Origin of the sequence: Pseudoroseicyclus tamaricis (genome assembly GCF_012070395.1) — a bacterium.
Classification (GTDB): domain Bacteria; phylum Pseudomonadota; class Alphaproteobacteria; order Rhodobacterales; family Rhodobacteraceae; genus Pseudoroseicyclus_A; species Pseudoroseicyclus_A tamaricis.
The window spans coordinates 73170-96927 of sequence record NZ_JAAFYS010000002.1; the positions used below are offsets into that span (position 1 = coordinate 73170).

General features: G+C 69.9%; 19 protein-coding genes. 12 read left to right on the plus strand and 7 right to left on the minus strand.

Going from position 1 to position 23758, the window contains the following annotated elements; translation table 11 throughout:
- Positions 1-220: 220 nt before the first annotated feature.
- On the minus strand, positions 221-1810 hold the full coding sequence (locus tag GY170_RS06715; RefSeq protein WP_163891354.1) for a Y-family DNA polymerase: 1590 nt from the start codon (positions 1808-1810) through the stop codon (positions 221-223).
- Positions 1811-2188: 378 nt separating this feature from the next.
- A complete protein-coding gene (locus GY170_RS06720) occupies positions 2189-2953 on the minus strand; it encodes a hypothetical protein (protein WP_167803302.1) in 765 nt (254 codons plus the stop codon).
- 249 nt (positions 2954-3202) lie between these two features.
- On the opposite strand from GY170_RS06720, the gene GY170_RS06725 reads away from it, so the two are divergent.
- From GY170_RS06725 to GY170_RS06735, 3 genes are all read left to right on the plus strand, one after another.
- Entirely contained in the window at positions 3203-4570 is a 1368-nt protein-coding gene (locus GY170_RS06725) for a cytochrome-c peroxidase (protein ID WP_163891357.1), read from the plus strand.
- Positions 4571-4641: 71 nt separating this feature from the next.
- Positions 4642-5796 carry an RsmB/NOP family class I SAM-dependent RNA methyltransferase gene (locus tag GY170_RS06730; protein WP_163891359.1) on the plus strand — a complete coding sequence of 385 codons (1155 nt, stop codon included), beginning with the start codon at positions 4642-4644 and terminating at the stop codon, positions 5794-5796.
- 120 nt (positions 5797-5916) lie between these two features.
- Positions 5917-8259 carry a hybrid sensor histidine kinase/response regulator gene (locus tag GY170_RS06735; RefSeq protein WP_235937807.1) on the plus strand — a complete coding sequence of 781 codons (2343 nt, stop codon included), beginning with the start codon at positions 5917-5919 and terminating at the stop codon, positions 8257-8259.
- 54 nt (positions 8260-8313) lie between these two features.
- Here GY170_RS06735 and GY170_RS06740 read toward each other — a convergent pair whose 3' ends face one another.
- From GY170_RS06740 to GY170_RS06750, 3 genes are read right to left on the minus strand one after another with little or no spacing between them, the layout of a single operon-like run.
- Positions 8314-9291 carry a glucokinase gene (locus tag GY170_RS06740; RefSeq protein WP_163891361.1) on the minus strand — a complete coding sequence of 326 codons (978 nt, stop codon included), beginning with the start codon at positions 9289-9291 and terminating at the stop codon, positions 8314-8316.
- Between the two features lie 9 nt (positions 9292-9300).
- Positions 9301-10623, minus strand: coding sequence for a GH1 family beta-glucosidase (locus GY170_RS06745; RefSeq protein ID WP_203531263.1), 1323 nt, complete (start codon positions 10621-10623; stop codon positions 9301-9303).
- Between the two features lie 5 nt (positions 10624-10628).
- Entirely contained in the window at positions 10629-11678 is a 1050-nt protein-coding gene (locus tag GY170_RS06750) for a LacI family DNA-binding transcriptional regulator (protein ID WP_163891365.1), read from the minus strand.
- A gap of 277 nt (positions 11679-11955) precedes the next feature.
- Between GY170_RS06750 and GY170_RS06755 the strand changes: the two genes are divergently transcribed.
- The 5 genes from GY170_RS06755 (at position 11956) to GY170_RS06775 (ending at position 18768) form a co-directional block, all read left to right on the plus strand.
- Complete coding sequence (locus tag GY170_RS06755) at positions 11956-13305, plus strand: ABC transporter substrate-binding protein (RefSeq protein WP_163891367.1); 1350 nt, start codon at positions 11956-11958, stop codon at positions 13303-13305.
- Positions 13306-13368: 63 nt separating this feature from the next.
- Positions 13369-14613: a carbohydrate ABC transporter permease gene (locus tag GY170_RS06760; protein WP_163891369.1), complete on the plus strand. Its 1245-nt coding sequence runs from the start codon at positions 13369-13371 to the stop codon at positions 14611-14613.
- 13 nt (positions 14614-14626) lie between these two features.
- Positions 14627-16036, plus strand: coding sequence for a carbohydrate ABC transporter permease (locus GY170_RS18455; RefSeq protein WP_235924075.1), 1410 nt, complete (start codon positions 14627-14629; stop codon positions 16034-16036).
- A 48-nt stretch (positions 16037-16084) separates the two neighbouring features.
- Positions 16085-17662 carry an alpha-amylase family glycosyl hydrolase gene (locus GY170_RS06770; protein WP_235937808.1) on the plus strand — a complete coding sequence of 526 codons (1578 nt, stop codon included), beginning with the start codon at positions 16085-16087 and terminating at the stop codon, positions 17660-17662.
- A gap of 14 nt (positions 17663-17676) precedes the next feature.
- Positions 17677-18768, plus strand: coding sequence for an ABC transporter ATP-binding protein (locus GY170_RS06775; RefSeq protein ID WP_163891373.1), 1092 nt, complete (start codon positions 17677-17679; stop codon positions 18766-18768).
- Between the two features lie 159 nt (positions 18769-18927).
- On the opposite strand, the gene GY170_RS06780 is transcribed toward GY170_RS06775, so the two are convergent.
- Both GY170_RS06780 and GY170_RS06785 read right to left on the minus strand, forming a co-directional pair.
- Positions 18928-19362, minus strand: coding sequence for a YybH family protein (locus GY170_RS06780; RefSeq protein ID WP_163891375.1), 435 nt, complete (start codon positions 19360-19362; stop codon positions 18928-18930).
- A gap of 21 nt (positions 19363-19383) precedes the next feature.
- A complete protein-coding gene (locus GY170_RS06785; protein ID WP_163891378.1) occupies positions 19384-20496 on the minus strand; it encodes a Ppx/GppA phosphatase family protein in 1113 nt (370 codons plus the stop codon).
- Between the two features lie 239 nt (positions 20497-20735).
- Here GY170_RS06785 and GY170_RS06790 point away from each other — a divergent pair, with 239 nt between their 5' ends.
- From GY170_RS06790 to GY170_RS06805, 4 genes are read left to right on the plus strand one after another with little or no spacing between them, the layout of a single operon-like run.
- Positions 20736-21032 carry a virulence factor gene (locus tag GY170_RS06790; RefSeq protein WP_163891379.1) on the plus strand — a complete coding sequence of 99 codons (297 nt, stop codon included), beginning with the start codon at positions 20736-20738 and terminating at the stop codon, positions 21030-21032.
- Between the two features lie 34 nt (positions 21033-21066).
- Positions 21067-22017 (plus strand): methylenetetrahydrofolate reductase, encoded by a 951-nt coding sequence (locus tag GY170_RS06795; RefSeq protein ID WP_203531230.1) that lies wholly within the window; start codon positions 21067-21069, stop codon positions 22015-22017.
- Positions 22018-22026: 9 nt separating this feature from the next.
- A complete protein-coding gene (locus GY170_RS06800; protein ID WP_163891381.1) occupies positions 22027-22692 on the plus strand; it encodes an HAD family hydrolase in 666 nt (221 codons plus the stop codon).
- Positions 22689-23747, plus strand: a complete 1059-nt coding sequence (locus tag GY170_RS06805; protein ID WP_163891383.1) for a methyltetrahydrofolate cobalamin methyltransferase — start codon at positions 22689-22691, stop codon at positions 23745-23747. The genes GY170_RS06800 and GY170_RS06805 overlap by 4 nt, the downstream gene beginning before the upstream one ends.
- Positions 23748-23758 lie beyond the last annotated feature (11 nt).

A 23758-nucleotide genomic window follows, 5' to 3' on the forward strand; every position in this document is an offset into this window, starting at 1 on the left:
AGCGGTTTATCCCCGAAGCATCGGACGACGGGTGTGCTGCGGACGACATCTCCATGCGCCCGCCCGGGGGGCGGGTCGGGCGCGGCCCGCGCCTGGTCGGCGCGCGCCAGCCGGGTGGCAAGGGTCATGCGCTGGGGCAGGGGGAGCCGCCACTGGCTGCCCCCCGCAGGCCCGGCTTCAGCCCGGCACTCCCTGTATCCCGGGCACCCCCACACCCCCCTCATGCGAAGGCCCCGTGCATGAACCACCGCGGCACGCCGCCGCGGCCATCGCCGTCGAGCCCTTCGCGGTAGAGCCAGAAGCGCCGGCCCTCGTGATCCTCGATCCGCCAGTAATCGCGCAGGCGCGTGCCGGGGCTGTCCTGCCACCATTCGGGGGCGATCCGCTCGGGCCCTGCGAAGCGGGTGACGCGGTGGGTGACGCGCCGCCAGATGAACTGCGCCGGCGGCCCCTCCGGCACGGCGTAGATCACCCGCACCTCCTCCGGCGGCTCGAAGAGGCGGATGGGGCGCGGCGGGGCGCCGGGCGGGCGGGGGGCGGCGGCCACCTCCGGCCGGCCCGCGAGGGCGGGGGGCGCGTGCTCGGCCCGCTCCGGCAGGTGGCTTTCGGCCGGCACGGGGCGCACGAGGTTGTGCGCCCCGAAACGGGCGGAGAGGCGGTCGACCAGCGCCGCCAGCTCCTCCCCCTCCGCCCGGCGCGCGTCGAGCCGGCTCTGGCGCTGCCCCAGCGGCTCGGCACGGGGCGCCGAGAGGGTGACGCAGTCGAAGCCGAAGCCGGGGTCGAGCCGGTCCAGCTTGCCCTCGAAGAGGCGGGCGAAATGGGCGGCGTCGCGGCTGGCGCGGGCAGTGGTGGCGCTGGCCGAGGCCGTCTCCCCGTCCGTCCGGTAGACGCTCAGCACCAGCCGCCGGGCGCCGTGGCCGGCCCGCGTCAGCTCCGCCACCAGCGCCTCGGCGAGGGCGGGGATGAGCGGCACCGGGTCGAGCACCGGCTCCGCCAGCCGCTGCCGGGCGAGGAAGCGCGGCGGCTCCTCCGGTGCATCGAGCGGCTCGTCGCTCTGCCCCGTGGCCTGGTCGAGCCGCAGGAGCGGGTTGCGGGGCAGGGGCTCGCGCGCGAAGCGGCGGGCGAGGGAGAGGCGGGGCAGGGCGGCGAGATCGCCGATGGTCTTCAGGCCGAGGCGGTTGAGAAGCGTGATCGCCTCCTCCTCCAGCCGCAGCGCGCGGACGGGCAGGGGGGCCAGCCGCTCCGCCAGCTCCGCCTCCGGGCAGAGGGCGCGGACGGGGCCGAAGCGGGCCAGCGCCCAGGCGGCGCCGTGGCTCGGCGCGATGGCCAGCCGGGCGGAGAGGCCGAGGCCCGAGAGCTCCGCCTCGATGAGGCGCAGCATCTCGGCCTCGCCGCCGAAGAGATGCGCGCAGCCGGTGACGTCGAGCACCAGCGCCTCGCTGCCCGCCGGCGCCGTCTCTCCGGCGCTGCCATCCACGGCTGTCCACGGGCTCCACCGCCGCGCCCAGCGCATGAGCCGGGTCAGCGCCGCCCCGTCGCCGCCGGGATCGGCATAGGCCACGTGCAGCTGGGGCAGCAGCGCCCGCGCGTCGACGACACGCATGCCCACCTGCACGCCCTCCGCCCGCGCGGTGCGGCTGGCCGCCTGCACGACCGGCCCGTGACGCCCCTCGAGCGTCAGGACCAGCGGCAGTTCCTCCACCACCGCCTCGCCCTGCCGCGCCGCCTCCTGCAGGTGCCGCTCGATCGCGAAGAGCGGCAGGTCGATGGAGAGGACGCGGCGGGCCGGTTGCCCCGCCGCCCCTGCCATCAGAGCGGGCAGGCGCTTGGGGCGGCCAAAGGACGAGGGGGGAGCGGCGCGCGCGTGGAGAGCACAGGACCGGGGGGCTGTCTGCCCCCCGGACCCCCCGAGGATTTTTGGGGACCAAAGTCAGGGGGACAGGGGAGGCGGAACGCTTCGTTCCCCACCCTTCCGCCAGGCGGACAGGGCCGCGGCCCCGGGGAGGCGGCCTGTGGCAGATGCTCTGACCGAAGACGGGGCCCCGTCTGGCAGCTTGCCTCCTCCTGCGGTGAAGCCGCTTGCCCGTCTTTGGTCCGGAAAAATCCTCGGGGGGTGAATTGGCCGCAGGCCAAGAGGGGGGCAGACAGCCCCCCTTCCCAAGGATCGTGTGCGCCGCAGGCGCGCCGCTCAATGGCGGGCGACCGCCAGCTGGACGACGTTGGCGCCGGGCTCCGGCCGGGCCTCCGGGGGAGAGGCCTCTTTCTCCGGGCCGCGCAGGCCCGGCCAGGCCGCCTCGTTGAAGGGGGCCTCGTGGGTGAAGCGCAGGCCCGCGTCATGGATGACCACCCAGTCCGCAGGCGGGCGGAAGCGGGCGCGGAAGAGGCCCGTGTGCCAGGTGGGGGCGGTGGGCGCCTGCGCATCCGGAGGGCCGGTGTAGGAGGGCAGCGAGGCGATCCGCCAGCGGCTGCGCGCCGCCGAGAGATCCGCCCGCGCGGCGCGGCGGATGAGCCAGGCGGGGACCTTCTCCCCCTCGGCCCGCATCACCAGCCGCTTCGTCGCCGTGAAGGAGAGCGCCGGGCTCTCGCCCCAGATCTCGCCCACCACGGCGGAGAGGGCGGGGCAGGCCAGCCCCTCCTCCATCGCGCGCAGCACGTCCGCCGGGCGCGAGACCGTCAGCTGGAAGAGCTCCACCCCCGGAGACAGGCCGGAGAGCAGCATCCGACCGCTCTCGCGCCGGGAGAGCCGGTCCTGCACCCAGAGCACCGGGCCGGGGGAGAGATGTGCCAGCACAAAGCCGGGCGCCGCGGCATCCGCCGGATGCGCCGCGAAGACCTCCGCGAGGCTCGGCGGCCGGCCCGCCAGAGGCGAGGGCGAGGCCGCCGCCCGGGGCGGGGAGGCAGGGTCGGCCGGGGCCGCGGTGGAGGGCGAGAGGGCGGACTCCCCCGGCGACACCGCGGCAGGCGCCGGTGGCGGGGGAGGGGCATCGGCATGTCGCCGCTCTTCGCCCGGGGGGGCGGAGGCGGGGCTCTGCGATGCATTGGCGATCGTGGCAGCGGGCCAAGGCAAGACAGTCTCCGTTTGTTCTCTTTTTGTTCTACACCCCGGCCAGCTGAGTCGTCAAACCCTCCGGCGCCCCCGCACCCCCTTTTCGCCGCCGCCGCCGCGAGGCATGGTGGCGGGCGTCAGGAGGAGGGGGAGCCCATGCAACGCGTCACCACGGCCGCGGCCCTTGCCGCGATCGCCTTCGCCGCCGGTCTCGCCTGGGCGGAGAGCGGCCCGGCGGAAAGGCCTGCCCCGCTCACCGATGCCGACTTCCCACCGGTCGATCCCGCCGAGGCCGCCCTCGGCCAGCTCCTCTTCTACGATCCCGTCCTCTCCGGTGGCCGCGAGGTCGCCTGCGCCACCTGCCACCACCCGGCCTTCGGCACCTCCGACGGGCTGTCGCTCGGCCTCGGCGACGGGGGGATCGGCCTCGGCCCCGCCCGTCTCGCCGACCCGGACAACCCGCCGGAGGAGCGGGTGCCGCGCAACGCCCAGGGGCTCTGGAACGTCTCCGCCCTGCAGTACCGCACCATGTTCATGGACGGGCGGGTGGAGATCGACGAAGGCCACGCCCACGGCATGCGCACGCCGCTGGAGGACGAGATGCTGGAGGGGCTGACCTCCATGCTCTCCACCCAGGCGATGTTCCCGGTCGTCTCCCCCGACGAGATGGCGGGGCACTACCAGGAGAGCGAGGTGAGCCAGGCCGTGCGCATGGGCATCCTCACCGGAGAGGGCGGCGCCTGGGACCTGCTCGCCCGACGGGTCGCCGCGATCCCCGCCTACGCGGAGCGCTTCAGGGAGGTCTACCCGCAGGTGAGTGCGCCGGAGGACATCACCTTTCAGGACATCTCCAACGCCATCGCCGCCTTCATGGCCCTCGAGTTCCGCTCCGACAGCGCCCCCTTCGACGCCTGGCTGCGCGGCGAGGCGGAGCTGACAGCTGAGGCCGCGGCGGGGGCGGAGATCTTCTACGGGCGCGGCGGCTGCGGCAGCTGCCATTCCGGCCCCTTCCTGACCGACCACGGCTTCCACGCCATGGGCGAGGTGCAGATCGGCCCCGGCAAGGGCGCCCGCTTCGAGAGCCATGACCGCGACGAGGGCCGGGCGGAGGTGACGGGGCGGGTGGAGGATCTCTACGCCTTCCGCACACCCTCGCTGCGCAACGTCGCCCACACCGCGCCCTACGGCCATGCCGGGGCGCATGCGACGCTGGAGGGCTTCCTCGCCGCCCATGCCGATCCGGTGTCGGCGCTGGAAAGCTATGACCGCGCCCAGGCGGTCCTGCCGGAGATGCCGGTGGAGGATTGGGCGATCATGGACAGCGCCGACGAGCGCGCCGCCATCGCCGCCGCGGTCACCGTGCCGCGGGTGGACCTCTCCGGGGAGGACATCGAGGCGCTCGTCGCCTTCCTCGGCAGCCTGACGGACCCGCTGGCGGAAACCGGGCGCCTCGGCATCCCCGAGGAGGTGCCGAGCGGGCTGCCGGTGCCCACGCCAGCGGGGCAGGGCGAGCTGCCCGGTTGATGCCCCCCGCGCCGGCAGGATAGAGCGGGGACCTGACCCGAGGGAGGCCCCATGACAGACCGGTCTGTCCCATGACCCCCGGCGCCCGCATCGCCGCCGCCATCGACATCCTGGATGCCATCCTCGCCGGCGCTCCCGCGGAGCGTGAGCTGACGCGCTGGGCGCGCGGCGCCCGCTATGCCGGCTCGGGAGACCGCGCCGCCGTGCGCGACCACGTCTACGACGCGCTCCGCTGCCGCCGCTCCGCCGCCCATCTGGGCGGGGCGGAGACCGGGCGCGGGCTGATGCTGGGCGTGCTGCGGCTCGCAGGGACGGATCCCGCCGGCCTCTTCACGGGCGAGGGCCATGCCCCCGCGCCGCCGGATGCCGAAGAGAGCGGGTCCCCGCTCGATGAGGCGCCGCCCGACCTGCGCGCCGACTGCCCCGCATGGCTCTGGCCCCGCCTCGGCCCTCAGGCGGAGGCGATCATGGCAGCCCAGCGCAGCCGCGCCCCCGTCTTCCTGCGCGTCAATAGCGCCAGGACCACCCGGGCCGCGGCAGTCGCCGCGCTGGCGGAGGCCGGCGTCACCGCCGAGCCCCTGGAAGAGGTGGAGACGGCCCTGCGCGTGACCCACGGAGAGCGGCGCATCGCCGCCTCCGCGCCTTATCAGGGCGGGCTGGTGGACCTGCAGGACGCCGCCTCCCAGGCCGCCGTCCTCCGCCTGCCGCTGGCGGAGGGGATGCGGGTGCTCGACTACTGCGCCGGCGGCGGCGGCAAGGCGCTGGCCATGGGCGCCTGCGCCCGGCTGGAGCTGACGGCCCATGACGCCGACCCGGCCCGCATGGCCGACCTTTCCCCCCGCGCCGCGCGCGCCGGCCTCACCGTCCGTACCCTGCCGACGGAGGCGCTGGCCGCCGCCGCGCCCTTCGACCTCGTCCTCGTCGATGCCCCCTGTTCCGGCTCCGGCACCTGGCGGCGGACGCCGGAGGCGAAGTGGCGGCTGACGGAGGCGCGGCTGGCGGAGCTGACGGCGCTGCAGACGGAGATCCTCGGCGAGGCATCCCGGCTCGTCGCGCCTGGCGGCACGCTCGCCTACGCCACCTGCTCGGTGCTGGAGGTGGAGAACGACGCGCAGATCGCAAGCTTCCTCTCCACCGCGCCCGGCTGGAGCGCCGCGCCCCCATGGCACCACCTGCCGGGCGAGAACGGTGACGGCTTCTTCCTCGCCTGCCTCACCGCGCCCTGACCGGCACTCGGGGCCGCTCCGGACCCGCAAGAGCGGCGCAATGACGCCACAACCGGGCCATCTTGGCTATATGTAAAGACGCCATTAACCATTTTGCTGTGGGTATGGACGGCAAGACGAGTGAAGGACAGGTTCGTGCGGCTGGCTGACGACAAGGCAGAGGCCCGCGCCGGGGCGCGGGCGAAGGCTCCCTCGGGCAGGGGGCGAGAGACATACGGGCTCCTTCTGCTGATTCTCGCCGCAGCTGCCCTCGCGGCGGCCTGGGCGCTGTTGCCCCAGCCGATGGCCACATGGGCAACCTTCGGCGCCGGCGCGCTCTTCGCCGCGGCGCTCCTCATCTCCATCGACGCGCTCGTCCGCCTCCGGGCGGAGGGGCGGATGGTCGAGGTGCTGGGCGAGGCCTTCGAGGGTGACGACAGCGCCATGCTCGTCGCCGACGCCTCGGGCCGCATCCTCTCCGCCAACCTGCGTGCCCGCGCCCGCCACCGCGGCAGCGAGGGCTTCGTGGCTCTGGGCGAGCTCTTCGACGAGCTCCTCGCCTCCTCCACCGAGCTCCTCGCGCAGATGCAGGAGCGGGCGGAGGCGCTGGGCGGCGCCCGGGAGGAGATCGTCACCCGCCGCGATCACCTCAAGGTCACCGTCAGCCGGCTCGGCGGTAACGTCTTCCTCTGGCGGCTGGAGGATGTCTCCGCCGCCAGCACCCGTGCGCCCGAGGCGGTGAGCCTGCCGATGGTCACCGCCACCGCCACCGGCACGATCCTCTTCATGAACGAGCCGGCCCGCAAGCTGGCCGGCGGACGCCTGCGTAACCTCGAGCGCCTGTTCGAGGATCTGCCCCTGCGCCCCGGCCGCCCCAACGTGGTGCGCGGCGCCGCCGGCCCCGTCTCCTGCCTCGTGGCGGAGGTGCCGGGCGCCGCCGGCCGGCGAGAGATCTATCTCCTCCCCGCCACCACGGAGGAGCCGCGCCCCCGCGGCGTCGACTGGGAGGCGGTCGAGGATCTGCCCGTGCCGCTCCTCAAGGTCTCCAGCGAGGGCCTCGTGCTCGCCTCCACCCGCGAGGCGCGCGAGCTTCTGCCCACGTCCATCGGCGCGCAGACGCGCCTGAGCGAGCTGGTCGAGGGGCTCGGCCGACCGGTGATCGACTGGGTGGGCGAGGTCTTCGACGGGCGGGGCCCGCAGGGCCCGCAATTCCTAAAGAGCGTCGGCGGCGGGGGGGAGACCTTCCTGCAGGTCTCTCTCAACCTCTCCGGCGACGACGGGGAACCCTACATCGTCGCCGTCCTCAGCGACGTGACGGAGCTGGAAACGCTCAAGGGCCAGTTCAACCAGAGCCAGAAAATGCATGCCGTCGGCCAGCTTGCGGGGGGCGTGGCGCATGATTTCAACAACCTGCTCACCGCCATCTCCGGCCATTGCGACCTGCTGCTGCTCAAGCATGACCAGGGCGATGCGGACTACGCCGATCTCATCCAGATCCACCAGAACGCCAATCGCGCCGCGGCGCTGGTCAGCCAGCTCCTCGCCTTCAGCCGCAAGCAGAACCTGCAGCCCGAGGTCATCGACCTGCGCGACACGCTGTCCGACCTCGCGCACCTCCTCGGCCGTCTGGTCGGCGAGAAGGTGACGCTCAGCCTGAATCACGAGGCCAAGCTCGATGCCGTCCGCGCCGACAAGCGGCAGCTCGAGCAGGTCATCATGAACCTCGTCGTCAACGCGCGTGACGCCATGCCCGATGGCGGCGAGATCGTGGTGGAGACGCAGAACCGTCACCTCGACACTCCGCTGGAGCGGGACCGCGCCACGGTGACGCGCGGCGACTGGGTGGTGATCCGCGTCAGCGACGAGGGCGAGGGGATCGCGCCCGACAAGCGCACCAAGATCTTCGAGCCGTTCTTCACCACCAAACGCCCCGGCGAGGGCACGGGCCTCGGCCTCTCCACCGCCTACGGCATCGTCAAGCAGACCGGCGGCTTCATCTTCGTCGATTCGGCGCCGGGGGAGGGGACGACCTTCACCATCTGGCTGCCGGCCCATCGCAGCCCCGCCCGCCCCGCCGATGCCCGCCCGCCCCGGCCGCAGGACATGCCGGAGCAGCGGGGCAGCGGCGTCGTGCTGCTGGTGGAGGACGAGGCCCCCGTGCGCGCTTTCGCGGGCCGCGCGCTGCGCATGCGCGGCTACACGGTGCTGGAGGCGGACAGCGCCGAGGCGGCGCTACAGCTGCTGGACGATCCCGACCTCGCCGTCGACATCTTCGTCAGCGACGTGATCATGCCCGGCAAGGACGGCCCGACCTGGGTGCGCGAGGCGCTGAAGGACCGCCCCGAGACCCGCGTCGTCTTCGTCTCCGGCTATGCGGAGGACAGCTTCGCCGAGCACAAGGCGCTGATCCCCGGCTCCGTCTTCCTGCCCAAGCCCTTCTCCCTGGCCGACCTCACCAACAAGGTGCAGCAGCAGCTCCAGTGAGGGGACCGAGTCCAGTGAGGGGCCCGAGCCGGCCCGACAGGGCCGGAGAGGCGGTCACTGCTCGCTCAGGTGCACCAGGTGCGCGGCGCAGCCGGTGAGGGCAGCGTAATCGTCCTCCACCACGGCGACGCCGAAATTGCTCATGAAGCCGGCGAAGCGCCCCTTGTCGCGGAAGGCTTCGCCGAAGTCGAAGCGGGCAAGGTGGGGGGCCACGGCCCGCGCCATGCCGCCGACGAAGTAGACGCCCCCGAAGGGCAGCTGTGTCAGCGCCAGGTTGCCGGCGACGATACCCATCATCCGCACGAAGACGGCCGTCGCCTCGGCGGCGCGCTCGTCCGTGCCGGCCTCCAGCGCCTCGATGATCTGCCGGCCGCGCCATTCGCGGGGATCGCCCGCCTCCTCGCCGAGCCAGGCATACACCCGCTCGATGCCGCGGCCCGAGAGCACATCCTCCACCGCCGGGAAGCCGTGCGCCGTGCCGACGTAGCGGGCGAGGGCCATGTCGGCCTCCGTCTGCACCGGCAGGTTGACGTGCCCGCTCTCCGAGGGCGGCACCACGCGGCCGCGCGCCGTCTCCAGCACCAGCGCGGCGTTGAAGCCGGTGCCGACGCCGATGACCAGCTTGGCGGCCAGCGGGCTCGCCTCGGGGAAGGGGAGGATCTGGCGCAGGTTCTCCTGCGGGACATGGCCGATCGCGTGGCCCTGCGCCTGCAGGTCGTTGAGGATCGCCGTCACCTCGGCGCGCGTCGCCCGCGCCAGCACCTGCTTGTCGATCGACCAGTCGAGGTTGGTCATCGTCGCCCGCCCGTCACGGACGGGGCCGGCGACGGCGACGCAGGCCGCGCGGGTATCTACCCCGCCCTCATCCTCGATGTACTGGCTCAGCACGCTCTCCAGCCCCGGAAAGCGGGTGTTGTCGTAGCGGCGCACCGTGTCGTCCAGCACCCGGCGCCCGTCGGCCAGCGCGACGCGCGTGTTGGTGCCGCCAATATCGGCGACGAGGGAATATCGGTTGGGGGGATGCTTGGGCATGCTCTTCCTTCAGCGGGCCATCGCGGCCTTGAGGGCGTGATAACTTGCTTTCGGCGTGCGGACCATGCTGTCGAAATCGACATGCACCATGCCGAAGCGCTTCTCGTAGCCGAAGGCCCACTCGTAATTGTCGAGGAGCGACCAGTAGAAGAACCCCTTCACGTTGGCCCCCGCCTTGATCGCGCGCAGCGCCGCCTGGTAGTGCCCGTCGATGAAGCCGATGCGCTCGGGGTCGAAGACGGTGCCGTTCTCCACCCGGTCATCCCAGGCCATGCCGTTCTCGGTGACGTAGAGCGGCGTGTCGCCGACCTGCTCGTCCTTCAGCCAGGTGAGGAAGTACTCCAGCCCCTCGGGATAGATCTCCCAGCCCATCTGCGTCGTCGGCAGCTCGGCGTCGAGGTTGATGGGGCTCATGGGATCGTCCGCGTTCGCCTTGACGACGTGGCGCGTGTAGTAATTCACCCCAAGCCAGTCGAGCGGCTTGTTGATCGTCGCCATGTCCGCCTCCCACCCGGCCGGCATGTGCGGGCCGAGGAAGGCGAGGGCCTCCTCGGGGTAGGCGCCCTTGGTGATCGCCTCGATGAACCAGCGGTTGAAGACGGCATCCTGCGTCGCCGTCGCCGCCCGATCCTCGGCACTGCCCGAGGCGGGGATGGCGCGGTCGAAGTTGAGGACGATGCCGAGGTTCTCGTGGCCGAGCCCGCGCATCCGCTCCGTCGCCAGCCCGTGGGCAAGCATGACGTGGTGCATGGCGCGCGCGGTGGCGCGGATGTCGCGCAGACCCGGCGCGTGATGGCCGAGGAAGTGCGAGAGGAAGGCGACGCACCAGGGTTCGTTCAGCGTCGCCGTCGCCGACACGCGGTCGCCGATGCGGCCCATGACCAGCTCGGAGAAATCGGCGAAGCGCTCCGGGATCTCCCGGTTCGCCCAGCCGCCGATATCGGCGAGCGCCGAGGGCAGCTCCCAGTGATAGAGGGTCAGGAACGGCTTGAGGTCGCGGGCGAGCATCGCGTCCACCAGCCGGTCGTAGAAGTCGAGCCCCTCGGGGTTCGCCGGGCCCTTGCCCTCCGGCTGCACCCGCGCCCAGGAGGTGGAGAAGCGGTAGGCGTCGAAGCCGCCGGCCTTGAGGATGTCGAAATCCTCCTCGTAGCGGTGGTAATGGTCGCAGGCCTGCGCGCCATCCTCCCGCCGGATGACATTGCCCGGCGTGGCGGCGAAGGTGTCCCAGTGGCTGTGCCCGGCGCCGCCGTATTGCGCGCCCTCGATCTGGTAGGCCGCGGTGGCCGCCCCGAAGAGGAAACCCTCGGGGAAGTCGCTGCGGGAAAAGCTCAGGTCTTTCATGTTCGCCCTCCATGCGGTGCCGGCCCGGTCGAGCCGCCCACCATCAATTCCGAATCCAGCAGGACCTGCCGTGGCGCGGTCCGGGGATGTTCTATGTGCTCCAGCAGCAGCTCCGACAGCCGGCGCCCGGCCTGGCGGACGGAGGAGCGGGTGGCCGTGAAGATCGGCCGCCCCCGCCCGCCGCGGCTGCCGTTCGGCAGGTAGGAGAGGGCGTCGTCATGCGTGATGACGGAGACGTCCCGCCCCATCTTGAGCCCCGCGTCCTCGATCGCCCGGCGCACGCCGAGCGCGCAGATGATGGAGGAGACGAGGAAGGCCGTCGGCGGCTCCGCCAGCTCCATCATGTCGCTGGCGGCATCGTAGCCGAAATCCTCGGTCATCTCGTCGGAGCGCATGAGCCGCGTGTCGAAGGGCACGCCGCGCGCGCGGAGCGCCTCCTCGAAGCCGGCGCGGCGGCGGAGGGCGAAATCCATGAATTCCAACCCGTTGATCAGCGCGATGCGGCGGTGGCCGAGATCGAGCAGGAAGTCGGTGGCGCGGCGGAAAGCCGTCTCGTTGTCGATGTCCAGCCAGCAATAGGGGCGCTCGTAGCTCGTCGAGCGGCCGTGGACGGCATAGACGAGGCCGATCTCGTCGAGGAGGGCGAGGCGCGGGTCGTTGGCGCGCGGCCCATGGAGGACGACGCCGTCGACGGTGCCGCGGGACTTCAGCGAGCGGTAGATGCGCGCCTCGTCGCCATCCTCGACCACCGAGAGGATCATGTCGTAGCCGGCGCGCGCATAGGTCTCCCCCGCGCCGGCGATGAAATCGGCGAAGACGGGGTTCACCATCTCATGCTTGGTGGAGAGGGGAATGACGTGGCCGATGGCCATGGAGCGACCCGTGGCCAGCCCCTTGGCACGGGTGTTGGGCCGGTAGTTATGCTGCCGTGCAGCATCGACCACCCGCCGGCGCGTCGTCTCCGACACTTCGGGGTAGCCGTTCAGCGCCCGACTCACGGTCGTCTGCGACAGGCCGAGATTCTGTGCCAGTTCCTTCAGATTCACGGGTCGCGGGCTTTCCAAAGCGCTTGCAGGAGCGCGCAGACCCTAGCCGGCGGATTGCGGGCCGTCAAAGCCGTTGGCTGCGATCCGCCGTAGGCCGGAAAATTCTGCAATTGCAAAGAGTCGACGCGGCTCTTCGCCAGGCGCAAGCTTGATTGACAGCGTGGCAGAATCTCGGCAGGGTTGCGCCGTCCAAAGCGCTTTGACGTAAGCGGAGTGCTTTTTCGACGTCAACCAAATGCGCAAGGGGACCAATCCCCGGCGCGATGGGAGGTTTATCATGAACAAGATGCTGTGCGCCTCTGTGGCGACACTGGCGCTGACGGCTGGCGCCGTCTCCGCGCAGGACCTGATGTTCGAGCCCGGCTCGGGCGAGTTCAACTGGGACTCCTACGACGAGTTCGCCGCGAATTACGATTTCGAGGGTGAGCAGGTCACCATTTTCGGCCCCTGGCTGGCCGGTGAGCAGCAGGCCTTCGAGGGCCTGGTCGCCTACTTCAACGAAGCAACGGGCGCCAACGCGACCTATGTCGGCTCCGACTCGCTGGAGCAGCAGATCGTCATCGACGCCGAGGCGGGCTCGCCGCCGAACATCACCTTCTTCCCGCAGCCGGGTCTCGCCTCCAACATGGCCGAGCGCGGCTTCCTGACGCCGCTGCCCGACGGCACGGCCGAATGGGTGACCGAGAACTACGCTGCCGGCCAGTCCTGGGTCGACCTCGGCACCTACGCCGGCCCCGACGGCGAAGAGGACCTCTACACGTTCTTCTTCAACGTCAACGTGAAGTCGCTCGTCTGGTACGTCCCCGAGAACTTCGAGGATCTCGGCTATGAGGTTCCCGAGACGATGGAGGACCTCAAGGCCCTCACCCAGCAGATGGTCGAGGACGGCGTGACGCCGTGGTGCATCGGCCTCGGCTCAGGCTCCGCCACCGGTTGGCCGGCGACCGACTGGGTGGAAGACCTGATGCTGCGCACGCAGACCCCCGAGGTCTACGACCAGTGGGTCACCAACGAGATCCCGTTCGACGACGAGCGCGTCGTGGGTGCCATCGAGGAGTTCGGCTGGTTCCTGCAGGATGACTACGTCGCCGGCGGCTCCGGTGCCGTGGCCGCGACCGACTTCCGCGACAGCCCGGCCGGCCTGTTCGACGCGCCGCCGCAGTGCATGATGCACCGTCAGGCGAGCTTCATCCCCTCCTACTTCCCCGAAGGGACGGAGCTGGGCGTCGATGCCGACTTCTTCTACTTCCCGGCCTATGCCGAGAAGGATCTGGGCGCGCCCGTGCTCGGCGCCGGCACGCTCGCCGGCATCACCGAGGACAGCGAGGCCGCGCAGGGCTTCATCGAGTTCCTGAAAACGCCGCTCGCCCACGAGGTGATGATGGCGCAGCCGGGCTTCCTGACGCCGCTGACCTCGGCCAACCCCGAGACCTACATCGACGACACGCAGCGGGCGCTCGGTGAGATCCTCACCAACGCGACGACCTTCCGCTTCGACGGGTCCGACCTGATGCCGGGCGCCATCGGCGCCGGTGCCTTCTGGACGGCGATGGTCGACTACGCGGGCGGCGCCGATGCGCAGTCCGTGGCGGAAGACGTCCAGTCCGCCTGGGACTCGCTCAACTAAGAGCGTGAGCTACAAGGGGCGGCCCATCCCGGGCCGCCCCACCCAGCAAGCGGGAGGGGACCCATGAATCCGGCCTTTCAGGGCCTTCTGACCATCCTCATCGGGGTCGGTGGCTGTCTGGGATACTTCTACTTCTCCAACCTTCTGCTGGACCGGGTCATCTTTCCCGGACGCGGCGCGAACGCCGGGCGGAACATCAACCGCGCGAACATGGTCCGGCCGTGGCTGTTCCTTTTCCCCGCGATCTTCGCCCTCGGCCTCTACCTTGCCTATCCCGTCCTCGAGACGCTGCGCCTGTCGCTGACGGAGCGCATCCCGGGGGGCGGCCTGCGCTGGGTGGGTTTCGACAATTACATACAGATGGCCTCGGAATCGAAATTCTGGGAGGCCATGCGCAACAACATGATGTGGCTGGTCGTCGTGCCCGCTGCTTCCACGGCCTTCGGCCTTCTCGCCGCGCAGCTGACCGACAGGATCAGCTGGGGCAGCGTCGCCAAGAGCCTCGTCTTCATGCCGATGGCGATCTCCTTCGTCGGCGCCTCCGTCATCTTCAAGCTGGTCTACGACACCCGCCCCGCGGGGCAGGAGCAGATCGGTGTGCTCAACGCGCTCTGGCTGCAGTTCGACGGCGGCCTCGGCTCCATCCTGCTGCTCAAGATCGTCCCGGCGCTGCTCGTCCTCGCCTTCGCCGCCGCCACGCTGCTGGTCGGCTGGCGCCTGCTGGAGCCGATGATCCGCAGCCAGCCCGGGCGCAAGCTGACCGCGGGGCCCGTGGTGCTGCGCATCCTTGGCCTGCTGGTCGCGGCCTTCCTGCTCTGGCACTGCGTGACCGGGCTGATCGCGCTGGCCACCTACCGCTACAATTACGGCGCCCCGCAGACCTGGCTGACCATTCCCTTCTGGAACAACTTCTTCCTGATGATCGTGCTCGTCTGGATCCAGACCGGCTTCGCCATGGTCATCCTCTCCGCCGCCCTGCGCGGCATCCCGGAGGAGACGGTGGAGGCGGCGATCGTCGACGGCGCCAACCCGTTCCAGATCTTCTTCTCGATCAAGGTGCCGCAGATCATGGGCACCATCGTGGTGGTCTGGACGACGATCACCCTCGTCGTCCTCAAGGTCTTCGACATCGTCTTCGCGATGACCAACGGCCAGTGGGAGACGCAGGTGCTGGCCAACTACATGTACGACAAGCTGTTCCGCTCCAACGACTGGGGCGTCGGCTCGGCCTCGGCGATGGTCATCATGCTTCTGGTGACGCCGATCCTTGTCTGGAACGTCTATAACGCGCGCAAAGAAATGCGCTGAGGGAGGGCGAGACATGGCAACGGAAACACTGGACCCGACAGCCGACCCGGCCGCCGAGGATGTGCTCAAGCCCAAGGCTGTCAGCAATGACGACGGCATGGCCGGCGAGAAGGCCGGGCTGACATGGGCGGTTCACCTCTCGGTGCTGCTCCTCGTGCTGCTGTGGATCTTCCCCACAGTCGGGCTGCTCATTTCCTCCTTCCGCACGGCGGACCAGATCGCCACCACCGGCTGGTGGAAGGCGCTCTTCCCCTCTGAGCAGAGCCTCGTCATCCGCACCGACGACCCCGACGATGTGCGCATCGATCAGGGCAATGGCGTCTACACCGTGGAGGGCAACGTCTTCGCCGCCGGCTCCGAGAGCACGATCAGGGCCTGGGGCGTCTCCACCCTCGATGTCTCCGCCTACGAACTGGGTGAGACGGCGGACCTCGGCGACGGCGAGACGCTGACGCTCGTCGAGGGCGGCGATTACGTCTGGCAGGGCAATGACGAGCAGATCTCCGGCAATGGCCAGCGCATCTTCGTCACCGCGACAGTGCCGCCCGAATTCACCTTGCGAAACTACGACACGGTGCTGGGGCGGAACGTCCTGCTCAACCTGATCATCTACGCGGCCGGCGGCGCGGCGGTGGGCTTCGCGGCCTTCTACGGCGCCCGCTCGGTCATGCCGGGGCGGGAGAAGCTGGCGGGCTGGGGGCTCGGCCTCGTCGTCTTCTTCGGCTGCGTCTGGATCTTCGGCCTCTCCTCGGGGACGGTCGCCGGCGCGCAGACCACCGACTCGATGGCCGGGGCCTTCTTCAACACCATGACGGTGACGATCCCAGCCACGGTCATCCCCATCGTCATCGCCGCCTTCGCCGCCTATGCACTGGCGTGGATGGACTTTCCGGGCCGGGCGCTGCTGATCGCCTTCATCGTCGGCCTGCTCGTCGTGCCGCTGCAACTGGCGCTGATTCCGCTGCTGCGCCTTCACCTCGAGATCGGCATCGGCAAGGGCTACCTCGGCGTCTGGCTGGCCCACACGGGCTTCGGTTTGCCGCTCGCCGTGTATCTCCTGCGCAACTACATGGTCGGCCTGCCGCGCGACATCATCGAGAATGCTAAGGTCGATGGCGCGACGGACTTCCAGATTTTCGTGCGGATCATCCTTCCGCTCTCCTTCCCGGCGCTGGCCTCCTTCGCGATCTTCCAGTTCCTGTGGACATGGAACGACCTGCTGGTGGCGAAGGTCTTCCTGATCGACGCGACGGGCTCGACGACGGTGATGACCAACCAGATCGTGGAGCTGCTCGGCACGCGGGGCGGCAACTGGGAAATCCTTGCAACTGCGGCATTTGTTTCAATCGCCGTGCCGCTCGTTGTGTTCTTCGCCATGCAGAAATATCTCGTCCGCGGGCTGCTTGCCGGCTCTGTGAAGTAAACGGACGGACGAGGTCGGGATTTGGACACGGATTGGTGGCGTGGTGCGGTGATCTATCAGATCTACCCGCGGTCCTATCAGGACGACAACGGCGACGGGGTCGGGGACCTGCGCGGTATCGCGCGGCGCATCCCCTACATCGCCTCGCTGGGGGTGGATGCCATATGGATCTCGCCGTTCTTCACCTCGCCGATGAAGGATTTCGGCTATGACGTCTCCGATTACTGCGGCGTCGACCCGATGTTCGGCACCATCGAGGATTTCGATCTCGTCGTCGCCACGGCCCACCACCACGGGCTGAAGGTGATGATCGATCTCGTGCTCTCCCACACCTCGGACCAGCACCCCTGGTTCAAGGAGAGCAAGCGGGACAAGACTAACGACAAGGCCGACTGGTATGTCTGGGCCGATGCCAAGCCGGACGGGACACCGCCGAACAACTGGCTCTCCATCTTCGGGGGATCGGCGTGGGAATGGCACGGCGGGCGGATGCAGTACTTCCTGCACAACTTCCTGACGAGCCAGCCAGACCTCAACCTGCACAACCCCAAGGTGCAGGAGGCGCTTCTGGACGTGGAGCGGTTCTGGCTGCGCCGGGGTGTCAACGGCTTCCGCCTCGACACGATCAACTTCTACTTCGCCGACAAGCTGCTGCGCGACAACCCGCCCCTGCCGCCGCACGAACGCAACGATTCCATCGCGCCGGGAGTGAACCCCTACAACTGGCAGCGGCACATCCATTCGAAGAACCAGCCGGAGAACCTCGACTTCCTCAGGAAGTTCCGCCGCGAGATGGAGCCTTACGGCGCCGCCGCCGTGGGCGAGGTGGGCGATGCCCAGCGCGGGCTGGAGATCATGGCCGAGTATACGGCTGGCGGCGACAAGGTGCAGATGTGCTACCCGTTCGAGCTGCTCCAGCCGCAGCGGCTGACGGCGCACGGGGCGGAGGAGATCTTCGCCCGGCTCTATGCGGCCGCGCCCGACGCCTGGCCCTGCTGGGCCTATTCCAACCACGACGTGGTGCGCTGGAAGACCCGCTGGAACCTCACCGACGAGGCGATGCGCGCCTATGTCGTGCTGCTGATGTGCCTGCGCGGCTCCGTCTGCCTCTACCAGGGCGAAGAGCTGGGGCTGGCCGAGGCGAACCTCGATTACAATGACCTCCGCGACCCCTACGGCATCCAGTTCTGGCCCGAGTTCAAGGGCCGCGACGGCTGCCGCACGCCGATGGTCTGGGACAGCCACGGCCATGCCGGCGGCTTCAGCCACGGCCGGCCCTGGCTGCCCGTCAGCCCGGCGCATCTGGTCCGGGCGGTGGACGTGCAGGAGGAGGCGTCGGACTCGGTGCTGCATCACTACCGCCGCGCGGTGGAGCTGCGCCGCGCCAGCGCGGCGCTGCAGAAGGGCACGATGACGCTTCCCAAGGCGATGGGCAACGTGCTCACCTTCGAACGGCACGTCGGCGAGGAACGACTGTTCTGCGCCTTCAATCTTGGCGGCGGTGCCTCGGCATTGCAGATGCCGTCCGGGCACTGGGAGAACGCCGCCAGATCGCTCGGCGGTATCGACCCCGATGAGGTGGCGACCCTCGGGGGGTGGGGCCTGTGCGTGGCACGGGCCGTCTAACAGGGAGGGAATCAATGGCCGATCTTAAACTGACCGATGTGGCGAAGACCTACGGCGGGGCCATCGAGGTCCTCAAGAACATCAACCTCGATATCGAGACGGGCGAGCTGATCGTCTTCGTCGGGCCTTCCGGCTGCGGCAAGTCGACCCTGCTGCGCATGATCGCGGGGCTGGAGAAGATTTCCGACGGCACGCTGGAGATCGACGGCACGGTCGTCAACGACGTGCCCCCGGCGCAGCGCGGCATCGCCATGGTCTTCCAGAGCTACGCGCTCTATCCGCACATGACCGTGCGCGACAACATGAGCTTCGCGCTGAAGCTGGCGAAGAAGAGCCCCGACGAGATCGAGGCGGCGGTCAGCAAGGCCGCGAAGATCCTGCAGCTGGAGCCCTATCTCGACCGGCTGCCCAAGGCACTCTCGGGCGGGCAGCGCCAGCGCGTCGCCATCGGGCGGAGCATTGTGCGCGACCCGAAGGTCTACCTCTTCGACGAGCCGCTCTCGAACCTCGACGCGGCGCTGCGCGTCGCAACCCGGATCGAGATCGCGCAGCTCAAGGAGAGCATGCCCGACAGCACGATGATCTACGTCACCCACGACCAGGTGGAGGCGATGACGCTGGCCACCCGCATCGTGGTGCTGGCGAACAAGGGCATCGCGCAGGTCGGCACGCCGCTGGAGCTCTACGAGCGGCCGGAGAACGAGTTCGTCGCCCAGTTCATCGGCTCGCCGGCCATGAACCTGCTGCGCGGCGAGGTCGTGGAGACGGGCGCGCAGACGGTGGTCAAGCTGGCCAGCGGCGGTACCGCCATCTCCGCCGTGCCGACGCAGGCCGCCGACAAGGGGCTGAAGGTGAATGTGGGCGTGCGTCCCGAAGACCTCGTCGCCGCCGAGGGCGAGCCGCTCTACGCGGGCCGCGTCAACATCACCGAGGCGCTGGGCGAGGTGACAATCCTCTACTTCGAGGAGCAGCCGGGGGCGGAAGAAGCGGTGATCGCCAAGCTGCCGGGCATCCACAAGGGGCTGCGCGGCACCGAGGTGCAGCTGACGGCGCCGCCGGAGAAGGTGCAGATCTTCGCGAACGGGCAGTCGCTCTATTATCGGTGAGGCTCGTCCGGCCCTTGCAGGCCGGCCTCGCTGGGCGGGCGGCCCGACAGGCGTGAGGGTTGAGAGCGGGGAGGGGGGCTGTCTGCCCCCCGCCGGCTACGCCGGCCCCCCGAGGATTTTTGGGACCAAAGACAGGGGGCGGTGGGCCGGGGTGGGCGCCTAGCTGCCCGGGCCGGTGAAGTCGGCCTTGTGGTCGGCGAAGTCGACCGGGGCGGAGCCGTGTTCGTGGGTGATTGTCCAGCCGGAGGGGCCCTGGCGGAGGGACCAGGTGAGACGGGAGGTTATGCTGCGCAGCTCGCGGTCGTCCGGCGAAATGGCGGTGAAGGTGAGCGCGCCTGCGAGCAGGGCCATGTCGCCGGAGATGTCGATGCGCTCGGGCACGATCACGGCGCGCACCCGTTCCTTCTGCAGCGAGCCGAACCACTCACTGGCCATGTCGCCCCAGCGGCGGCGGCCCTCGATCGACCACGAATCCCAGGTGTCATAGGCGAGCAGCTTGTCGTCGTATATGGACAGGAAGAGCTCCTGGTCCTTCTCCCAGACGGCACGCGCATAGGTTTCGGCCAGCGCCAGGATGGCGGAGGGATCGGTCATGTCAGGTCCTTCGGGAGGGGATCAGTAGGGGGCGTCCTCGAGCACGCCGTCGGCGCTCATCTGGGCATAGAGCAGGCCCTCGCGCAGGCCCCGGTCGGCCACCGAGAGGCGGTCGGTCGGCCAGAGGCGCATGAGCGCCTGCAGGATCGCCGAGCCGGACATGATGAGCGCCTGCCGGTCGCGGCCGATGCGCGGGTCCTTCCGCCGGCCCTCGGGTCCGAGGGAGAGGTAGTCGCGGATCACGGCGTCGATCTGGTCGGAGGTCATGCGCAGGCCGTCGACCTTGGTGCGGTCGTAACGGCGGAGGCCGAGGTGGCTGGCGGCGACGGTGGTGACGGTGCCGGAGGTGCCGACGATCTGGAAGCCCTCGCGCGCCTGCTCCTCCGCCGAGGGGGCGAAGCCGGCGAGGTTCTCCTCGAAGAACCACGACATCAGGGCGAAGCGGGCAGCGTCGTCATCGACATCGCGGAACTGGTCGCGGAGGGTGGCGACGCCGAGGGGAACGGAGATCCAGTCGACAACCTTGGCGACGGGGAAGGGAGAGGGCGCCTGCCGGAAGCCGGCATGGAGGCGCATGATGGCCCGCGGGCGCTCGCGTCCCGGCACGTTGGAGAGGTCGATCCACACCAGCTCCGTCGAGCCGCCGCCGATGTCGACGACGAGCAGCTGCTCGGTGCGGGTGGAGACGAGCGGCGCGCAGGAGATGACGGCGAGGCGCGCCTCCTCCTCCGGCTCGATGATCTCGAGATTCAGGCCGGTCTCGCGGCGGACCTGCTTGAGGAAGGCGCGGCCGTTCTTGGCGCGGCGGCAGGCCTCCGTCGCGACGAGGCGCATGTGGGAGACCTTGTGGCGCTGCAGCTTCTGCCGGCACACCTTCAGCGCCGCGATGGTGCGGGCCATGGACGAGCGGGACAGACGGCCGGTATTCTCCAGCCCGTGGCCGAGCTGGACCGTCTTCGAGAAGCTGTCCACCACATGAAACTGGCTGCCCTTCGGCTGGGCAATCAGCATGCGGCATGAATTCGTGCCGAGGTCCAGCGCCGCGTAGAGCGACGCCGGATCCGGTGGTGCTGGCGCGGGGCTCTCGACCGCCTGCGGGAAAACACGCGCGCCATCTGGGCGCTTGGGCGCCATGGGAACGCCCTCCGATGTTAAGTTGCCTTTGACTCTAAGGTGCCGGACGCTTCGGAGCAAGGGCGGTGCCGCCCGTCGCCACGTTCTTCTCCGTGGATACCTTCTCCGCGCGAAGGATCGGCGCGGAAAGCGGCTGCGGCCATGGACTGTCGCGTCGCTCTGTTCGATAGTCGGAAACAAGCAGGGCCGGCCCGAATGGCCCGGTTAGATGCGCCAGAAGCGGACAGGGGAGGCAGGATATGCCGGACATCACCATCATCTACTGGCGGGACATCCCAGCGCAGGTGATCGTGGGCTCCGGTCGCCGCGCCTCGAAGGTGGCGCTGCCCGAGCGCTTCGAGCAGGCCATCGACCGAGCCGCCATGCGCACCGGCGCCGCGGGGAGCGACGCCTACCTCGCCGATTTCCACAAGGTGCCCTCGGGCAGCGAGGAGGGGGAGGCGCCCGACGTCGCCGCCGCCGCCGCCGCCCGGATCGACACGGAATATGACCAAGCGCGCCTGAAGGCGCTGATCGACAATGACGGACGCGCCTGATCGCCGGCGCCGGCCCAGCCTCAAGGAGAAGCTCATGTCCCTTCTGCCCTTCCGCCGCCGCGCCGAGAGCCGGGCCGCCGAGGCCGACACCGAGGCCGGGAATGCCGCGATGGAGGCCCTGCTGGAGGGCTTCTCCGTCGAGGTGATGCCGCGCACCGCCGAGAAGGTGGACGATTTCCGCGCCCTGCTGCCGCAGCACACCCGCGTCTACATCGCCCATATCGAGGGCACGCCGATCGAGGACATGGTGGCGACGGCCAAGCGCCTCGCCAGCGAGGGCTTCGCGGTGATGCCGCACTTCCCGGCGCGCATCATCAAGGACCGGGCCACCCTGCAGGACTGGATTGCCCGCTATCAGGGCGAGGCGGGCGTCGAGCAGGCGCTGCTGCTCGCCGGCGGCGTCGCCGAGCCGCACGGCGAGTTCGAGCACTCGATGCAGCTGCTGGAGACCGGCCTCTTCGACGAGCATGGCTTCAAGCGCCTGCATGTCGCCGGCCACCCCGAGGGCAACAAGGACATCGACCCCGACGGGAGCGATGCCAACGTCTCCGACGCGCTGCGCTGGAAGCAGGCCTTCTCCGAGCGCACCGATGCCGAGATGGCGATCGCCACGCAGTTCTGCTTCGAGGCCAAACCCGTCATCCGCTGGGCCGACCGGCTGCGTGAGGAGGGGATCACGCTGCCGATCCATATCGGCGTCGCCGGCCCCGCCAAACTGCAGACGATGATCAAGTTCGCGCTCGCCTGCGGCGTCGGCCCCAGCCTGCAGGTGCTGCAGAAGCGCGCCAAGGACGTCACCAAACTGGTGATGCCCTTCGAGCCCGATGACTTCCTGCAGGAGCTGGCCGACCACAAGGCGGCGCATCCGGAGTTCAACATCGAGCGGGTGCACTTCTTCCCGCTCGGCGGCATCAAGACCTGTGCGACCTGGGCGCGCGATCACGGCGGTGCCTCCGCAGTGCCCGCCGTCCCGGTCGAGGCATAAGGCGCGACCATGCCTGTCAAAGCGCTGCTCTTCGATCTGGACGGGACGATGCTGAACACCGACCCGATCCACCAGAAGGTCTTTGCCGACGTGCTGGCCCCCCACGGGATCGACGCCGACGAGGACTTCTACACCAGCAATATCCACGGCCGGCTCAATGCCGACATCTTCGCCGAGTTCCTGCCCGACCACCCGGATCACTTCTCCCTCTCCGAGCTGAAGGAGGCGGAGTTCCGCCGCCGCCTGCCGCGCCCCTACCCGGAGACGCCGGGCCTCTCGGCGCTGATCAACCGTGCGGAGGTGGCCGGCTGGGCCATCGGTGTCGTCACCAACGCGCCGCGGCTCAACGCCGAGGCGATGCTGGAGGCTATCGAGAAGGAGGGTCGCCCCGGCGCCATCATCATCGGCGAGGAATGCGAGCGCGGCAAACCGCACCCGGAGCCTTACCTCGCCGCGATGGAGGCGCTCGGCGCCACACCGCAGACCTCGCTCGTCTTCGAGGACAGCCCCTCGGGCGTGCGCGCCGCCAAGGCCGCCGGCGCCCGCTGCATCGGCATCCGCTCGACCCTGGATGACGCCGCCCTGCGCGCCGCCGGGGCGGACCTGACCATCGACACGTTCAACGACCCCGCGCTCGAGCCGATTCTCGACGCATTCCAAGGAGAGACCGCATGACCCGCACCATCGTCGAAAGCGCCAGCAAGACGGCGATCATCGGGTTCGACCAGCCCTTCTGCGTGATCGGCGAGCGCATCAACCCGACCGGCCGCAAGAAGCTGGCGGCCGAGCTGGAGGCGGGGGATTTCTCCACCGTGGAATCCGACGCGGTGGCGCAGGTCGCCTGCGGGGCGACGGTGCTCGATGTGAATGCCGGGGTCGTCTACAACTCCAACCCCAACCCCAATGAGACCGAGCCGCCGCTCATGACGAAGATGATCGAGCTGGTGCAGGGGCTCGTCGACGTGCCGCTGTGCATCGACAGTTCCGTCCCCGCGGCGCTGGAGGCGGGGCTGAACGCCGCCCACGGCCGCCCGCTCGTCAACTCCGTGACGGGGGAGGAGGAGCGGCTGGAATTCGTGCTGCCGCTGATCAAGAAGTTCAACGTGCCGGTCGTGGCGATCTCCAACGACGACACCGGCATCTCCGAGGACCCGGACGTGCGCTTCGCCGTGGCGAAGAAGATCGTCGAGCGGGCTGCCGATTTCGGCATCCCGGCGCATGACATCGTGGTGGACCCGCTCGTCATGCCCATCGGCGCCATGGCGACGGCGGGCCAGCAGGTCTTCACGCTGGTGCGGCGCCTGCGCGACGAGCTGGGGGTGAACACCACCTGCGGCGCTTCCAACATCTCCTTCGGCCTGCCCAACCGGCACGGCATCAACAACGCCTTCCTGCCGATGGCGGCCTCTGCGGGCATGACCTCCGCCATCATGAACCCCTGCGCGCTGCCCGTCGGCCCCAAGGCCATCGCCGAGAAGCGCGCCGCGGTCGAGGCGGCGGGGATCACGCTGCCCGAGGGCCTCGATGACGAGACGTTCCTGACGCTCTTCAACCTCGGCTCCACCCAGGCGCGCCCGGGCAAGGAGATGGAGGCGATCCGCGCCGCCAACTTCCTCCTGAACAACGATCCCTCGGGCGCCGACTGGATCCGCTTCAACCGCCCCGTCGGCGCCGCAGGCGCCGATGCGCCGGCCCGCCGCTCGTCCGGCGGCCGCCGCCGCCGCGCCTGACCGGGGCAGGG

Bases quoted from the DNA above. Each gene is read 5' to 3' on its own strand.
- GY170_RS06715 (WP_163891354.1), bottom strand. From the start codon at position 1,810: ATGGCAGGGGCGGCGGGGCAACCGGCCCGCCGCGTCCTCTCCATCGAC.
- GY170_RS06725 (WP_163891357.1), top strand. From the start codon at position 3,203: ATGCAACGCGTCACCACGGCCGCGGCCCTTGCCGCGATCGCCTTCGCC.
- GY170_RS06730 (WP_163891359.1), top strand. From the start codon at position 4,642: ATGACCCCCGGCGCCCGCATCGCCGCCGCCATCGACATCCTGGATGCC.
- GY170_RS06740 (WP_163891361.1), bottom strand. From the start codon at position 9,291: ATGCCCAAGCATCCCCCCAACCGATATTCCCTCGTCGCCGATATTGGC.
- GY170_RS06755 (WP_163891367.1), top strand. From the start codon at position 11,956: ATGAACAAGATGCTGTGCGCCTCTGTGGCGACACTGGCGCTGACGGCT.
- GY170_RS06760 (WP_163891369.1), top strand. From the start codon at position 13,369: ATGAATCCGGCCTTTCAGGGCCTTCTGACCATCCTCATCGGGGTCGGT.
- GY170_RS18455 (WP_235924075.1), top strand. From the start codon at position 14,627: ATGGCAACGGAAACACTGGACCCGACAGCCGACCCGGCCGCCGAGGAT.
- GY170_RS06775 (WP_163891373.1), top strand. From the start codon at position 17,677: ATGGCCGATCTTAAACTGACCGATGTGGCGAAGACCTACGGCGGGGCC.
- GY170_RS06780 (WP_163891375.1), bottom strand. From the start codon at position 19,362: ATGACCGATCCCTCCGCCATCCTGGCGCTGGCCGAAACCTATGCGCGT.
- GY170_RS06785 (WP_163891378.1), bottom strand. From the start codon at position 20,496: ATGGCGCCCAAGCGCCCAGATGGCGCGCGTGTTTTCCCGCAGGCGGTC.
- GY170_RS06790 (WP_163891379.1), top strand. From the start codon at position 20,736: ATGCCGGACATCACCATCATCTACTGGCGGGACATCCCAGCGCAGGTG.
- GY170_RS06795 (WP_203531230.1), top strand. From the start codon at position 21,067: ATGTCCCTTCTGCCCTTCCGCCGCCGCGCCGAGAGCCGGGCCGCCGAG.
- GY170_RS06800 (WP_163891381.1), top strand. From the start codon at position 22,027: ATGCCTGTCAAAGCGCTGCTCTTCGATCTGGACGGGACGATGCTGAAC.
- GY170_RS06805 (WP_163891383.1), top strand. From the start codon at position 22,689: ATGACCCGCACCATCGTCGAAAGCGCCAGCAAGACGGCGATCATCGGG.